Consider the following 14,408-nt stretch of genomic DNA (forward strand, 5'->3'; position numbering starts at 1 on the left):
GTTCGGCCGGCTCGGCGGCCGCGGCGGCCTCGGCGGCCTTCACCGCGGCGTCGGTCGCCGCCTTGGCGGCGGCGAGCCGCCCTTCGGCCGACTTCAGCACCTCGAGCGCCAGGACCTCGCCCTGCTTCAGCGCGCCGCGGAAATCCCGATAGGCTTCCAGGATCGCGTGCTCGCGGTCGATGTTCTCCTTCGTGTCCTTCGACACTTCCAGATAGGTGTCGCGGATCTTGTTGAAGCGGGAGGCGATGTCGCCGCGCGTCGCCTTCTGCCAGATGTTGGACAGGCGCTCCATGGTGGAGATCCGGCCGTCCTCCATCTGCGCGACCATCCCGCGCGCGTCGTCGCGGATCGAATTGAAGGCGGTCGTGATGGTCTCGTACCGCTCGCCGACCTCCATCGCCTTGATCTGCTCGCGCACCACCTCGTTGAAGGTCGAGGCCTGGTTCAGCACCCGGGCGATCAGCGTGACACGGTCGGCATCCACCTCCATGATCTTGGACAGCAGCCCGGTGATGGGCGATTCCTCGGCCGAGGCCGTCGGCATCGGCAGGCCGAGGTCGCGCAGCGCGCCCATCGCCTTGTCGAGGTAGCGCATCGGCTGCACGGTGACGGCGGTCTCGCTCATCCTGTCCGGTCTCCTGGCGTTGGTCGCGCCGCAGTCATAGCGCGTCATGGCGCCGCGAGTCAGCCGTTCATGTCGCGCCCGGGACGGGCCACCCCGCCATCGAACTGCCATGCCGCCGTGCCTTGGAACCAGGACCGCCGGTCGGCATTCTATCCTCGAGGACCCATGCGCACAGCATCGCCACGTCCCGGATGACCGATCCCGCCGCCCAGGCCCACCAGGGCCGCTTCTTCCGCGACTTCCTGCGGCTCGCCGGGCCTTTCTGGCTGGCTGGGCCGCAGCGCTGGCGCGCCCGGTTCTGGACGCTCTCCATGGTGCTGCTCGGTGCGGCGCAGGTCGGGCTTGCGATCCGGCTCAACCTTTGGAACGCCGATTTCTTCGACGCGCTGGAACGTCGCTCGATGGAGCGCTTCCTCGATCAGATCGGCATCTTCGCCGGCATCGTCGCCGCCGCGGTCCTCGCCAACGCCTTTCACATGGTCGCGCGGCGCCGGCTCTGCCTCGCCTGGCGGGACTGGCTGACGCGCCGCGTCGTCGGCGACTGGATGGAGGAGGCGCGGCACTACCAGGTCGCGCAGATCCCCGGCGATCACGACAATCCGGACGGCCGCATCGCCGAGGACATCCGCATCGCGACCGAGCACGCCGTCGACCTCGCCCATTCGCTGCTCTACGCGACGCTGCTGCTCGTCACCTTCGTCGGCGTGCTCTGGACGCTCTCGGGGCGCATCGCGGTGCTCGGCCTCGACGTGCCGGGACACATGGTCGCACTCTCGGTCGCCTATGCGGCGGTAGGCTCGGTGGTCGCCTTCCTGCTCGGCCGGCCGCTCGTTCGTGCGACCGATCTGCGCCAGACGCGGGAGGCCGATTTCCGCTTCGGCCTGGTCCGCGCGCGCGAAACCGCCGAGCCGATCGCCCTCGCGCGCGGGGAGCCGCGGGAGCGGACGCGTGTCGCCGCGCTGTTCGACGCGATCGGGCCCGCCTGGTCGGCGCAGACACAGGGGCTGTCGCGCCTGACGGGCTTCTCGGCGGGCTACCTGATGCTTGCGCCGGTCTTCCCCATCCTCGTCGCGACGCCGCGCTACATCGCGGGGACCATCTCGCTCGGCGCGCTGATGCAGACGGCGCAGGCCTTCCAGCAGGTCACCGCGGCGCTGTCCTGGCCGGTCGACAATCTTGCCCGCATCGCCGAATGGCGCGCCTCGGTCGAGCGCGTGCTCGCGCTCGAGGAAGGGGTGCGCATCGTCGCGACGGAAGCGGCCCGCCAAGGGCCCGACGCGATCGTCCTCGACCGAAGCGCAGGGCGGATCGGCGCACGCGGGCTTTGCGTCGCGACGCCGGACGGCACGGCGCTGCTGTCGGACATCACGCTGCAGGTGACGGTCGGCGAGCGCGCCCTGGTGGATGGCGACGTCGAGGCGGCGCAGGTGCTGTTCCGCGTGCTGGCGGGCATCTGGCCCTGGGGACAGGGAATCGTCGACCTGCCGCCGGACGATGGCGTGACGACGATCGGCGAACGACCCCACCTGCCGGAAGGACGCCTACACGAGGCGCTCGTCTTCCCCGAAGCGGCGACGGCGCATCCGACAGCGAAGGTGGTCCGCGCCCTCTCCGCGACCGGCCTCGATGTCCTGTCAGAACGGCTGGAGGAGGCGCGCGACTGGGACCGCGACCTCGGCATCGTCGAGCTGCAGCGCATCGCCTTCGCACGCATCCTGCTGCACCGGCCGCGCTGGATCCTGCTGGGCGACACGACGGCGGCGCTGGAGCCCGCCGATGCCGACGCGATGATCGACCTGCTGGCGCGCGAACTGCCACAGGCCGGGCTGCTCGTGATGGGCCGGCATCCGGGTGCGTCGGACCGCTTCACGCGGCGGCTGACCCTGACGCGCCGGTCGGACGGGGAGGTGCTGCTGCGGGAGATCCGCGCCCGGCGCGAGGCCGCGGCGCAGCCGCGCCGCCGCCCGCTGCCCGTGGTGGACTGGCTGCGCGGCGGCTACGGGCACCGCGACGGGCGGTAGCTCAGAGCGGGCTCTTCACTCCGAGCCGCGTGGCGGTGGCCAGGATGTTCGACCACGTCTCCTGCGGCAGCGGCACCCCATGCGCGGTGCGGTCGACTCGGCGCTGCGCCTCGGGCTCCCCGGGCAGCAGCACCGGCGCGTCCGGATCGGCCGGACGGCAGGCCGAGATCCAGTCGGCGTAGACGAGGCCCATCCGCTCGAATTCCGCCTGCGTGCCGAAATGCTTCGGCGAGAGGAAGATCGAGAGCAGCCCGTTGGCGATGCGCCCGCGCTCGTTGATCGGCCCGCTGGTGCCGCCGGCAGTCAGGCAGCCGGCCAGCATTTCGCACATGAAGGCGAGGCCCGAGCCCTTGTGCTCCCCGAAGGCGCGGATCGCGCCGAGGCCATTGGAGGGATTGCGCGGCCCGACCGCGTCATAGGGCCCATAGAGCGTGTGCGGGTCGGTGGAAAGCCGCCCGTCGGGTTCGATCAACGCGCCTTCCGGCAGCTTCTTTCCGCCGGAGGAGGCGACCAGCACCTTACCTTCGGCAACCAGCGAGGTCGCGAAGTCCAGCACCAGCGGCCGGCCCGGCAGCGGCACGCCGATCGCGACCGGGTTCGTCGAGAATCGCCGCTCCACGCCGCCGAAGGGGGCGACGAGCACGCTGCCCGCGACATTGACGAAGTGGATGGAAATCAGTCCCGCGGCGATGGCCTGTTCGGCGTAGTCGCCCACGCGCCCGATATGGCCGGCGTTGCGCAGTGCGGTGACCGCGACGCCGTGCTGCTGCGCCCGCGCGATTCCGAGTGCCACCGCCTGCGGCGCGACCGTCTGGCCGAAGCCCCACTTGCCGTCGAGCAGCGCGAAGGCGCCGCCATCGGTGACGATCTCCGCATCCTGGCCCTTCACGACGAAGCCGGCCTCGAGCCATTCGACGTAGCGGGGCACGCGCACCACGCCATGGCTGTCATGGCCAGCCAGGTTCGCGCCGACCAGATGCGTCGCGATGCGGTTCGATTCCGCGGCGTCGCAGCCCGCGGCGACGAAGACGTCGCGCACGAGAGCGGTCAGGGCCTCGACGGGAATGCGGAGCGTGTCCGCGGGCAGCTGATCCATGGTGGGGTTTCCTCCGGGCCGCGGAGAGTGGCCCCGATGCGGCAGGCGGTCCAGGCGGTGCGCGCGCGCCTAGGGCATGGCCGCGATACGCTGCGCCTCCGGGGCCAGCGACCGCATCCAGGTCGGCGTCACGAGCATTTCCGAGATGCAGACATGGGCCGGCATGGTGGCGACGAACAGCGCCATGGCGGCGATGTCCTCGGGCTTTAGCAGGCGCTTCAGCTCCTCATCCGGCACCGGCACGGGGCGGTTGCGCAGGATCGGCGTGTCCACCTCGCCCGGGCAGATGCAGGTCGAGCGGATGTTGTGGATGCCGTTCTCCTGGTTGATGGCCTGCGACAGCGCGACGAAGCCGTGCTTGGCCGCCGTGTACCCGGGCCCCGAAAGGAAGGAGATGCGCTTGCCCGCCATCGATGCGATCTGAATGATCAGCCCGCCGCCACGCGCCTTCATGGCCGGCAGGGCTGCCACCGAGGTGAGGAAGGGTGCGGTCAGGTTGCCGTCCACCAGCGCGCGGATGCTCTCCGGGTTCAGCTGGTGCAGGTAGCGGCGCGGCAGGTTCACGCCCGCATTGTTCACCAGGATGTCGGGCCCGCCGAGTTCGGCCGCGACGCGCTTCGCCGCGGCCTCAACCTGCGCCGCGTCGGTCAGGTCGGCCGGGACGACCACCGCGCTGCCGGACGGCAGCATGGCCGCGGTTTCCTCGAGCGGCGCGGTGCGGCGGCCAGTCAGCGCGACCTTGGCACCCTCGGCGGCGAAGGCGATGGCGACGGCGCGGCCGATGCCGGTGCCCGCGCCGGTGACCCAGGCTGTCTTGCCCGAAAGACGCTGCATGTTCAGATAACCTTGTCGGTGGCGGGGTCGATGAGGTGCATCTGCCCCATATGCGCGAGCAGGGCGAGCGGCTTGCCGACCTCGGCCGGGGTGGACGGGTCGAGGCGCGCGGAGATCTCGGTGCCCTCGAGCTTGAAGTGCGCGAGCGTCTCCATGCCCATGGGCTCGATCACCTCGGGCGTCAGGCTGAGCGGCTCGAGGTGGTGCTTGTCGGTCGTCTTGTCGTCGGTGAGGTGTTCGGGGCGGATGCCGAAAAGGACCGGCTTGCCGGCGTGCCCGCGGTAGCGGTCGACGCGTGAGGGCGGCACCGGCAGCGACATGCCTCCGGCGATGACGATGTTGAGGCCGCCCGAGGCTTCCTCGAGCTGCGCCGGGATGAAGTTCATCGCTGGGCTGCCGATGAAGCCCGCGACGAACTTCGTCGCCGGGTGATGGTAGAGCTCCTGCGGCGGTCCGACCTGCTCGATGATGCCGTGGTTCATCACCACGACGCGGTCGGCGAGCGTCAGTGCCTCCACCTGGTCGTGGGTGACATATACGGTGGTGGTACGCACCGTCTGGTGCACTTTCTTGATCTCGGTGCGCATCTGCACGCGCAGCTTGGCGTCGAGGTTGGACAGCGGCTCGTCGAACAGGAACACCTTCGGGTCGCGGACGATCGCGCGGCCCATCGCGACGCGCTGGCGCTGGCCGCCCGACAGCGCCTTGGGTTTGCGCTCCAGCAGCGGAGTGATGTCGAGGATGCGCGCGGCTTCCTTCACCCGCTTGTCGATCTCGGCCTTCGGGAACTTCCGCAGCGTCAGGCCGAAGGCCATGTTCTCGTAGACCGACATGTGCGGATACAGGGCGTAGTTCTGGAACACCATCGCGATGTCGCGATCGCGTGGAGGGATGTCGTTTACGACCGTGCCGCCGATGGCGATCTCGCCAGCCGTGATCTCCTCCAGCCCCGCGATCATGCGCAGCGTGGTGGACTTGCCGCAGCCGGAGGGGCCGACGAGGACGACGAATTCGTGATCCTGGATCTCAAGATCGATGCCCTTGACCGCCTGGACGCCGCCTTCATACGCCTTGACGATCTTGCGAAGCGAAACCTCAGCCATCGGTCGTTCAGCCTTTCGTCGCGCCGGCGGTCAGCCCGGCGATGTAGTAATCCATGAGGAAGGCGTAGACGATCACGGGCGGCAGCGCCGCCAGCAGCGCGCCGGCCATCAACTGGCCCCAGGCGAAGGTGTCGCCGCGGATCAGCTGGCTGACGACGCCGATCGTCATCGGCATCTCGGACGGCGAGGTGATGAAGGCCGTCGGATATACGAAGGCCGCCCAGGAAACGGTGAAGGCGAAGATTGTCGCCGCGATGATGCCGGGCAGCGCCACGGGGATGAAGATGCGCGTGAGCATCTGAAGCCAGTTGGCTCCGTCGATCAGCGCAGCCTCGTCCAACTCCTTCGGGATCGAGGCGAAGTAGCCGATCATGATCCAGGTGCAGAAGGGCACGGTCAGAGTCGGATAGACCAGGACCAGCCCCCAGGCGTTGTCGAGCAGCCCCAGACCTCCGACGATCTGGTACAGCGGGATGAACAGCAGCGTGTCGGGCACCAGGTAGGTCAAGAACACGCCTGTTGCGAGCACCTGGCTCCCCCAGAAGCGCATGCGCCCGAGCGCGAAGGCGGCAAGCACCGAGATCACCATCGAGATGCTGACCACGGCGACGGTCACCTTGACGCTGTTCCAGAAGAACCCCCGGAACATCGGGTTGTTGATCAGCGCCAGGTAGTTCTCGAGCGTCGGCGCGCGCACCCACCACGGGTTGCCCGACAGGTCGGCGATCTCGGCACTGGTCTTGATGCTGGTCAGCAGCATGTAGACCGGCGGCGCGAGCATGATGACCGCTGCCACCACCAGCGAAATGTAGGCGCTCCACAGAGCCCAGCGCCGTTCGGCGCGAAGGCTGCCGGCCTTGTGGAAGATGCCGCGTGGATGCGCCTGCGGTGCGCTCGTGCTGGACATCACGCCTCCTCCCGGTTTCGCCTGTTGATGCCGCGCAACACGAAGAAGGCGATCACGCCCAGGATCGGGAACATGAAGAGGCTGACCGCCGCGCCGCGCGGGATGTTGCCGGCCAGGATGCCAACCTGGAAGGCGTAGGAAGCAAAGACGTGCGTGAGGTCGCGCGGACCGCCATTGGTCAGCACCCGGACGATGTCGTAGTTCGCGAAGGTCACGATCAGGCTGAACAGCACGGTGATCGAGATGATGTTGCGCATCATCGGCAGCGTCACGTAGCGCAGCCGCTGGGAGGAGGTTGCGCCGTCGATCGCCGCCGCCTCGTACAACTGCTCTGGCACCGATTTGAGCGCCGCGAGATACATGATCATGAAGAAGGGCGCGCCGTACCAGACATTGACGATGATGACGCTGATCCGCGCCCACCATGGCTCGCCCAGCCACGGCACAGATGGCACCGCGAAGATCGCCAGAAGCCAGTTGATCGAGGAATAGGACGGGTCGAACATCCACCACCAGCCGAGCGTGGACAGCGCCGGCGGGATCACCCAGGGCACCAGCAGCATGCCGCGCCACTTGCGCTGCCCCTTGGTGGGAAGGTGGTGCAGCATGTGCGCCAGCCAGAAGCCGATCAGCGCCTTCAGGATCACGGCGGTCACGGCAAAGAACACCGACTGGAAGATCACCATGCGGAAACTGTCGGATTCGAGAAGGATCTCGAAATTCGTCAGCCCGATGAACTGGGTCATCCGGCGGTTCAGCATCGACAGGTAGATCGCGTAGCCCGCCGGCCAGGCCACCAGCCCGCCGATCACCAGGATGAGCGGCAGCGTCATGAGGAAGGCGATGGTCGAGCGCCTCCGTGCGAACCGCCTGAACGACGAGTTCGCCACCGATCCCGGCGCACCCTGAATCATCACCGTGCCGTCCGCCATGAGGATGGTCCCCGCGAAGCCGCTCGTCGACGTTGCGTGGCGGCGGGGGGCTACTGCCCCGCCGCCACGCCTTGCGGTCGTGCCGTGGCCTAGCCGCCGCGGCGCATGTTGTTGATCTCGCGTTCGAGCCAGCCGAGCGCGGTGTCCATGCTCTCGCCACCCTGCGCGATGCGGGCGATGACCTGGGTGTTGAGCGCGCGGATGTACATCTGCTGCGCCAGCTCAGGAGGTGCCGGCGAGAAGGCGATGGAATACGTCGCCTGCTGGTGCGCCTTCAGCGGGTAGTTGTAGATCGTCCCGACCGGCGGTCCTTCGCGCTCCCACACGGGGAAGTCGGCCATGCTCAGGAAGGGCGGGATATCGTAGCCCTGCGACATGGTCGAGCACAGTTCCGCGCTCTCGCGCTCGGAAATGAACTCCAGGAACGACTTGGCCGCCGTCTTGTTGCGCCCGAACGCCCAGATGCCGGTGATGTAGGGCAGATAGGCCAGGAAGCGCCCGCGCGGCCCGGCTGGCATCGGCACGGTCCAGCAGTTCTCGGCCACCTGGGGGGCATCGCGCTTGGCCACCGCCCAGGCCGAAGGCGGATTGAAGATCAGCGCCGAGCGGCCCGAGATCAGCGCGCGATTGTTCGACGCGTCGTCCCAGGCCCAGACATCGTTGGGCAGGAAACGCGAAAGCCGGACCGCGTAGTCAATGGCCTGGCGCAATTCCTGGTTGCCGCGGATCGTGGGATTGCCGCGCTCGTCGGTGATGCGCGCGCCGTAGGAAAGGAACAGCGCCCCCACCCAGTCGACCGCATCGGTGAACTGGCCCATCGGCAGGCCGAAGGGGAAGCCCGCCCGGTGACACGCCTCGGCGGCGGTCAGGAAGGTGTCCCAGGTCCAGGTGTCGGCGGTCGGGCCGCGCTCGCCGCGCGCGGGCCACATGGCGCGGATGTCGATCCCGGCATGCTGCTGAAGCAGGTCGAAGCGGACGCAGGCCGGCTTGGTCTGGGTTCCCGCCGTGGCCGGCACCCCGCGCCACGCGCCCTCCCGCTTGCCGAGAAACTCCGCGACAGGGTTGACGGCACCATACTTGGCCGACAGCCGGCTCATCACGTCGTCGCAGGGCTCGAGCTGGCTCGCATAGGTGCCGGGGTCCCATGGCAGCAGGCTGATGCCGTCATGGCCACTGCGGGACTGCGCCTGCGCCGCGATGGTCAACTGCAGCTGGTTGCCGGTGGTGTTGATGAAATCGAGCGTCATGTTGACGCGGTTCTGCGCGCCCCAGCGTTGCGCCAGCTGTTGCAGCGCGGCATTCGCACCGGGAACCCAGTGGTCCCAGAAAGCGAAGCGCAGCGACCCGGCCGTGCCCTGCGCATGCACCATGGGCGCGCCGACCGCGGTCGCGGCCAGAACGCCAGCCCCGTTGCGCATCACGTTGCGCCGGGTGATCCCGTTTTTGGACATGCTTTCCCTTCCGTTCTCTCCCCGGGGCGGACCTCGGTGCCGGGCCCGCTTGTCGGTAACCGGAAGGTTAGTCAGGGAAATTCGCGCGTGGCAACCTCCGGCGAACGTAACGGACGGCGCATGCGCCTCGCGCTTGCGCGCCGGCCGCACCCGCCGCACGCTCCGCCCATGGACCACCACGCCTTCGATGCCATCGTCATCGGCGCCGGAATCGCCGGCGCCACCGCTGCCGCGCATCTTGCCGCCACGCGCCGGGTCGCCCTGCTGGAAGCGGAGGAAAGCGCCGGGTACCACGCGACAGGACGGTCGGCGGCCATCTGGATCCGCAACTACGGCAGCCCGGATGCCCGGATCCTGACCGCCGCGTCGCGCGCCTTCTTCGAAAACCCGCCGCCGGGCTTCGCCGAGGGGCCGCTGATGCGCCCGCGGCCCGTCATCCACCTCGCCCCGCCCGAACAGGTGGACCATCTGCGTGAGATGATCGCCGAGGGCGACGACATGCGCGAGATCGCGCTCGAGCAGGTCCGCGCCATGGTGCCGGCGCTGCGCCCCGACTACGCCGCGCTCGCCGCGGTCGAGAAGGATTGCTTCGACATCGACGTCGCCGCCATGCACCAGGGCTTCCTGCGCCAGGCCCGCGCCGCGGGCGGCGTGCTGGCGCTGCGCAGTCGTGCCGGGCGCATCTGGCGCAAGGACGGCGCCTGGCATGCCGAAACGGCGACCGGCGCCGTCTTCTCCGCCCCCGTCATCGTCAACGCCGCCGGCGCCTGGGGCGACGAGGTCGCGCGCATCGCCGGCGAGCCCGGGATCGGCCTGCAACCCAAGCGCCGCACCGCCTGCATCATCGATCCCGGCGCGCACGATTGTGCTGACTGGCCGCTGCTCGGCGATGCGGGCCATTCCTGGTACGTCCGCGCCGAGGCACGACGCAAGCTCATGGTCAGCCCGGCCGACGAGACCGACAGCGAGCCCTGCGACGCGCAGCCTGACGAAATCGACGTCGCCGTCGCGGTCGACCGCATGCAGCAGGCGCTCGACATCCCGGTCAGCCGCATCGAGCACCGCTGGGCGGGCCTGCGCAGCTTCACGCCGGACCGCGGCCTTGCCATCGGCGAAGGGGTGGAGCGCGGCTTCTTCTGGATGGTCGGCCAGGGCGGCTATGGCATGCAGACCGCGCCGGCGGCCGGGCGGCTTCTGTCCGCACTCGCGGCGGGGCAGGATCCGGGCGACCTCGCGGCCGCCGTTCCGCTCTGCGACCCCCGCCGCTTCAGCCGGAGGAATGCCGCATGACCGCGCCGCTGCCAAGCTTCGACGATGTGCGCGCCGCCGCCGCGCGCCTGGCCGGGCGCATCGTGCGCACGCCGCTGCTGCGCCACCGGCGGCTGGACGAGGTGACGGGCGCGACCGTTCTGGTGAAGCCCGAACCGCTCCAGCGCACCGGGTCCTTCAAGCTGCGCGGCGCGACCAATGCAGTGCTGTTGATGGACCCCGAGGCGCGACGCGGCGGCATCGTCACCCATTCCTCGGGCAATCACGGCCAGGCCTGCGCAGCGGCGGCCCACATGCTCGGCATGCGCGCGACCATCGCCATGCCGGCCGACGCGCCCGCCATCAAGGTGGAGGCGACGCGGCGCTGGGGTGCGGAGATCGTCCCCTTCGACCGGCACGGGGTGGACCGGGACACGCTGGCCGGCGTCCTCGCCGCCGAACGCGGCGCAACCATCATCCCGCCCTTCGACCATCCGGACGTGATCGCCGGCCAGGGCACCGCGGCGCTCGAACTTCTGGAGGATGCCGGGGCGCTCGGCCTGATGCCGGACGCCTTCGCGGTCTGCACGGGCGGCGGCGGGCTTACGGCGGGCTGCGTGCTGGCGCTGGAAGCGCTCGCCCCGCGCGCGGAGGTCTATGCCGTCGAACCCGAAGGCTGGGACGACACGAAGCGCTCGCTCGAAGCCGGGCGGCGGGTGGCGAACACCGTCACCGGCAGCGGGCTGTGCGATGCGCTGCTGTCGAAGCAGCCCGGCGCGCTGACCTTCGCGATCAACCACCGGCATCTCGCCGGCGGCATCGTGGTCACGGAAGCTGAGGTGTTCCGAGCCATGCGCTTCGCCTTCGAGCATCTGAAGATCGTCGCCGAGCCCGGAGGGGCGGTGGCGCTCGCAGCCGTGCTGGCGGGCAAGGTCGCGGCGAAGGGCGGCGTCATCGGCGTGGTGATCAGCGGCGGGAATGTCGATCCGGCCGTCTTCGCGCGGGCGCTCGCCGCCTGATCGCCGGCCTTGCCGCAGCGGCCGTTCGGCGCTTCCCTGCGGGCACAAGTACAACACGCCAGGGAAACGCCATGCACCGCCGCAGCCTGCTTGCCGCCTCCGCCATCCTCGCCCTGCCCGCCGTCGCGCGCGCACAATCCTTCCCCGACCGCACCATCACGCTGGTCAGCGGCTTCGCGCCGGGCGGCTCGACCGACATCACGGCGCGGCTGCTTGCCGACCGGATGCAGGGCTTCCTGGGGCAGAATGCGCGTATCGTCGTGGAGAACCGGCCCGGCGCGTCAGGCACCGTCGCCGCCGACTGGCTGCGCCGTCAGCCGGCCGACGGGCATGTGCTGATGCTGAACGAGGCGTCGTCCCACGTGCTGATCCCGAACGCCATGCAGGGCGGCACGCGCTACAATCCGATGGAGGACTTCACCCATGTCGCCATCGTCGCGAACGGGCCGCTCATCCTCGTCGCCAAGCCGAACTTCCCGGCGGCGAACGCGGCGGAGGCCGTGCAGCGCCTGCGCGCCGGCCCCCAGGACGACATGCCCTATGCCTCCTCCGGGGTCGGTTCCATTCCCCACTTCGCGGGGGAAGCGATCGCCGTCTCGCTCAACCTCGGCGGCCGCTTCGCGCATGTGCCCTACCGCTCTGGCGGCCTGATGGTAGAAAGCATCGCGCGCGGCGAGACAGCCTGGGGCGTCGCCGTCCTGGCCTCCGCCGCCGCGCAGGTGCGCGACAACCGGGTCCGCGGCATCGCGCTGACGGGGCTCGAGCGCTTCCCGGCCTTCCCGGACATCCCGACCCTCGCCGAATCAGGGATCCCGGGCTTCGACCTCGGCAACTGGTTCGCCGTGGTCGGGCCGCCGCGCATGCCCGCCCCGGTGACCGAGGCGCTGAACCGCGCGATCAACAGCGCGCTGCGCGATGCCCAGCTGCGCGACCGCTTCCTCGTCGCCGGCATCACGCCATGGACGCGGCCGAACACGCCGGCCGACGCGCGCGCCTTCTTCCAGAGCGAACTCGAGAAGTTCAAGGGCGTGGTCGAGCGCACCGGCGTGCGGATGGAGCAGTGACCGACACCGCGGCCGACATCGTCATCGTCGGCGGCGGCAGCGCAGGCTGCATCCTGGCAGCCCGCCTTTCCGAGGATCCGTCCTGCCGCGTGCTTCTGCTGGAAGCCGGGCCACCCGACCGCGACATCTGGATCTCGCTGCCCGCGGGCTACGCGAAGCTTTACGGCAGCGGGAAATACGACTGGCGCTACGAGACCGAGCCCGAGCCGAACCTGAAGGACCGCCGCATCCACTGGCCGCGCGGCAAGGTGCTCGGCGGCTCGGGCAGCGTGAACGGCCTGGTCTTCCTGCGCGGCAGCCCCCACGACTACGACCGCTGGGCGCAGGCCGGAGCGACGGGCTGGTCCTACGAGGACGTGGCACCGATCTTTCGGCGCATCGAACATTGGGACGGCGCGCCCGACCCGGCCCGCGGCGCGGATGGCGCGATCCATGTGCGGGAACCGCGCCGCCTGGCGCCGGCAGCCGCCGCCTTCGTCGAGGCGTGCCTCGCCGCCGGCCTGCCGCGCAACCGTGACTGGAACGACGGCACCGCGATCGACGGCGCCGGGCCCGTGCAGCTCAACGTCAATGGCGGGCGGCGTTCCTCCACCGCGAAGGAGTATCTTCGCCCGGCCATGCGGCGCGGCAACCTCCGCGTCGAGACCGGCGTGCTGGCGACGCGCATCGTTGTCGAGGCCGGCCGCGCCGTCGCGGTCGAGGCGCAGCAGGACGGCCGCCCCGTAGCCTTCCGGGCGAGGCGAGAAATCGTCTGCTCCGCCGGCGCGATCGAGACGCCGAAGCTTCTCATGCTGTCCGGGATCGGGGACGGCGAAGCGCTGCGCGCCCTCGGCATCCCGGTTGCGCAGCACAGCCCAGGCGTCGGGCGGAACCTGCAGGACCACCTGATCGCGAAATGCATCTACCGCACGAAGCCATGCGGCACGCTGAACGAGGTCATGCGTTCCCCGCTGCGGCAGGCGAAGATGGGGCTCGACTACCTGCTCTCCCGCACCGGGCCGCTCTCGATCGGCGCGGGAGAGGCGAATGCCTTCGCCCGCGTCACGCCGGGCGCCGAGGAGGCGGAGGTTCAGTTCCTCTTCGTGAACTTCTCCACCTTCGCCTATGAGAAGGGCCTGCATGACTTCCCGGGCTTCATGTTCAATTACGGTGTCTGCCGCCCCGACAGCCGCGGCGAGGTCTTCCTCCGATCCCCCGACACGCGGGAAAAACCCGGCATCCGCGCCAACTATCTCGACCATCCGAATGATGTGCGCGTGATGCTCGGCGCCGCCCATCTCGGGCGTCGCATCGCTGCGCAAACGCCGCTCGCAGCACTGATCGAGGAGGAGCTGCGTCCGGGACCCGCGGCCGCGAGCGACGAGGCGATCCTGGAGAACATCCGCGCCACCGCCGGCACCGTCTTCCATCCCTGCGGCACGGCACGGATGGGGGGTGCCAACGATCCGATGGCGGTGCTCGACCCTCAGTTGCGGCTGCGCGGCGTCGCGGGGCTGCGCGTCGCGGATGCCTCCGCCTTCCCGCTGATCCCTTCCCCCAACATCCAGCCCGCGGTGATGCTGGTCGCCGAGCGCTGCGCGGGCTTCATCCGGGCGGGTTCGTGACCGTATCCGATGACCGCAGAGGCACAGGTCCTGCAGGTCTGGACCGGATACGCGCCGCCAGCACATCCGATGACGGCGGGGCCGAAGGGCCCGGCGGTCTGGCTCCGCGACGCGAATCATCCTACGGCATCGCCGCTATCGGCGCGGCCGTCTTCGCCATCGGCTTCTCCACCACGCTCGCGATGCCGCTCTTCACCGCCTATGCCGACCGTGACGGCGGCGGCGCCGGCGGCCTGGCGGCCGCCTTCATCGCCTACGCTGGCACGCTGATCATCACCGCGCCCTTGCTCGGCGGACTGTCGGACCGCATTGGGCGCAAGCCCTGCGTGCTGGCGGGGCTCGTCCTGGCGGGGCTGTCGACGCTGGCCCTCGTCGCGGCACCCGGCCTCGCCGCGCTGGCCGTCGCGCGCGCCCTCCAGGGCCTGGCCATCGGGCTCGTCGCCGGCGGCGCCACCGCCTGGGCAGCGGAACTCGCCGGCGGGCCGGAAGCGGGACGCCGCGCTG

Annotated in this window: 13 protein-coding genes; 6 read left to right on the plus strand and 7 right to left on the minus strand. The window is 70.0% G+C overall.

The annotated features are described in order from the left end of the window. A partial coding sequence (locus HW577_RS10485) for a hypothetical protein (protein ID WP_198376087.1) occupies positions 1-625 on the minus strand: 625 nt, incomplete at its 3' end. Between the two features lie 191 nt (positions 626-816). Between HW577_RS10485 and HW577_RS10490 the strand changes: the two genes are divergently transcribed. Next, a complete protein-coding gene (locus HW577_RS10490; protein WP_198376088.1) occupies positions 817-2,646 on the plus strand; it encodes an ABC transporter ATP-binding protein/permease in 1,830 nt (609 codons plus the stop codon). A 1-nt stretch (position 2,647) separates the two neighbouring features. Here HW577_RS10490 and HW577_RS10495 read toward each other — a convergent pair whose 3' ends face one another. From HW577_RS10495 to HW577_RS10520, 6 genes are all read right to left on the minus strand, one after another. Further along, positions 2,648-3,742, minus strand: coding sequence for a malate/lactate/ureidoglycolate dehydrogenase (locus tag HW577_RS10495; protein ID WP_198376089.1), 1,095 nt, complete (start codon positions 3,740-3,742; stop codon positions 2,648-2,650). 69 nt (positions 3,743-3,811) lie between these two features. After that, positions 3,812-4,576 (minus strand): SDR family oxidoreductase, encoded by a 765-nt coding sequence (locus tag HW577_RS10500; RefSeq protein ID WP_198376090.1) that lies wholly within the window; start codon positions 4,574-4,576, stop codon positions 3,812-3,814. A gap of 2 nt (positions 4,577-4,578) precedes the next feature. Then, positions 4,579-5,679: an ABC transporter ATP-binding protein gene (locus HW577_RS10505; RefSeq protein ID WP_198376091.1), complete on the minus strand. Its 1,101-nt coding sequence runs from the start codon at positions 5,677-5,679 to the stop codon at positions 4,579-4,581. A gap of 7 nt (positions 5,680-5,686) precedes the next feature. Beyond that, entirely contained in the window at positions 5,687-6,586 is a 900-nt protein-coding gene (locus HW577_RS10510; protein ID WP_198376092.1) for a carbohydrate ABC transporter permease, read from the minus strand. Continuing rightward, positions 6,586-7,419, minus strand: coding sequence for a carbohydrate ABC transporter permease (locus HW577_RS10515; RefSeq protein ID WP_232474835.1), 834 nt, complete (start codon positions 7,417-7,419; stop codon positions 6,586-6,588). The genes HW577_RS10510 and HW577_RS10515 overlap by 1 nt, the downstream gene beginning before the upstream one ends. Before the next feature lie 188 nt (positions 7,420-7,607). After that, a complete protein-coding gene (locus HW577_RS10520; protein ID WP_232474836.1) occupies positions 7,608-9,206 on the minus strand; it encodes an ABC transporter substrate-binding protein in 1,599 nt (532 codons plus the stop codon). Between HW577_RS10520 and HW577_RS10525 the strand changes: the two genes are divergently transcribed. The 5 genes from HW577_RS10525 to HW577_RS10545 all read left to right on the plus strand — a co-directional run. Further along, complete coding sequence (locus HW577_RS10525) at positions 9,138-10,259, plus strand: NAD(P)/FAD-dependent oxidoreductase (RefSeq protein ID WP_198376094.1); 1,122 nt, start codon at positions 9,138-9,140, stop codon at positions 10,257-10,259. The two genes, HW577_RS10520 and HW577_RS10525, sit on opposite strands and share 69 nt — an antisense overlap. Then, the gene (locus tag HW577_RS10530; protein ID WP_198376095.1) at positions 10,256-11,236 is read left to right on the plus strand and encodes a threonine ammonia-lyase; all 981 of its coding nucleotides are present in this window, start codon (positions 10,256-10,258) and stop codon (positions 11,234-11,236) included. The genes HW577_RS10525 and HW577_RS10530 overlap by 4 nt, the downstream gene beginning before the upstream one ends. Before the next feature lie 71 nt (positions 11,237-11,307). Then, a complete protein-coding gene (locus HW577_RS10535; RefSeq protein WP_198376096.1) occupies positions 11,308-12,300 on the plus strand; it encodes a Bug family tripartite tricarboxylate transporter substrate binding protein in 993 nt (330 codons plus the stop codon). After that, entirely contained in the window at positions 12,297-13,904 is a 1,608-nt protein-coding gene (locus tag HW577_RS10540) for a GMC family oxidoreductase (protein WP_332837617.1), read from the plus strand. The genes HW577_RS10535 and HW577_RS10540 overlap by 4 nt, the downstream gene beginning before the upstream one ends. A gap of 182 nt (positions 13,905-14,086) precedes the next feature. Next, a partial coding sequence (locus HW577_RS10545; protein ID WP_198376098.1) for an MFS transporter occupies positions 14,087-14,408 on the plus strand: 322 nt, incomplete at its 3' end.

Origin of the sequence: Neoroseomonas rubea, from assembly GCF_016106015.1 — a bacterium.
Taxonomy (GTDB): domain Bacteria; phylum Pseudomonadota; class Alphaproteobacteria; order Acetobacterales; family Acetobacteraceae; genus Neoroseomonas; species Neoroseomonas rubea.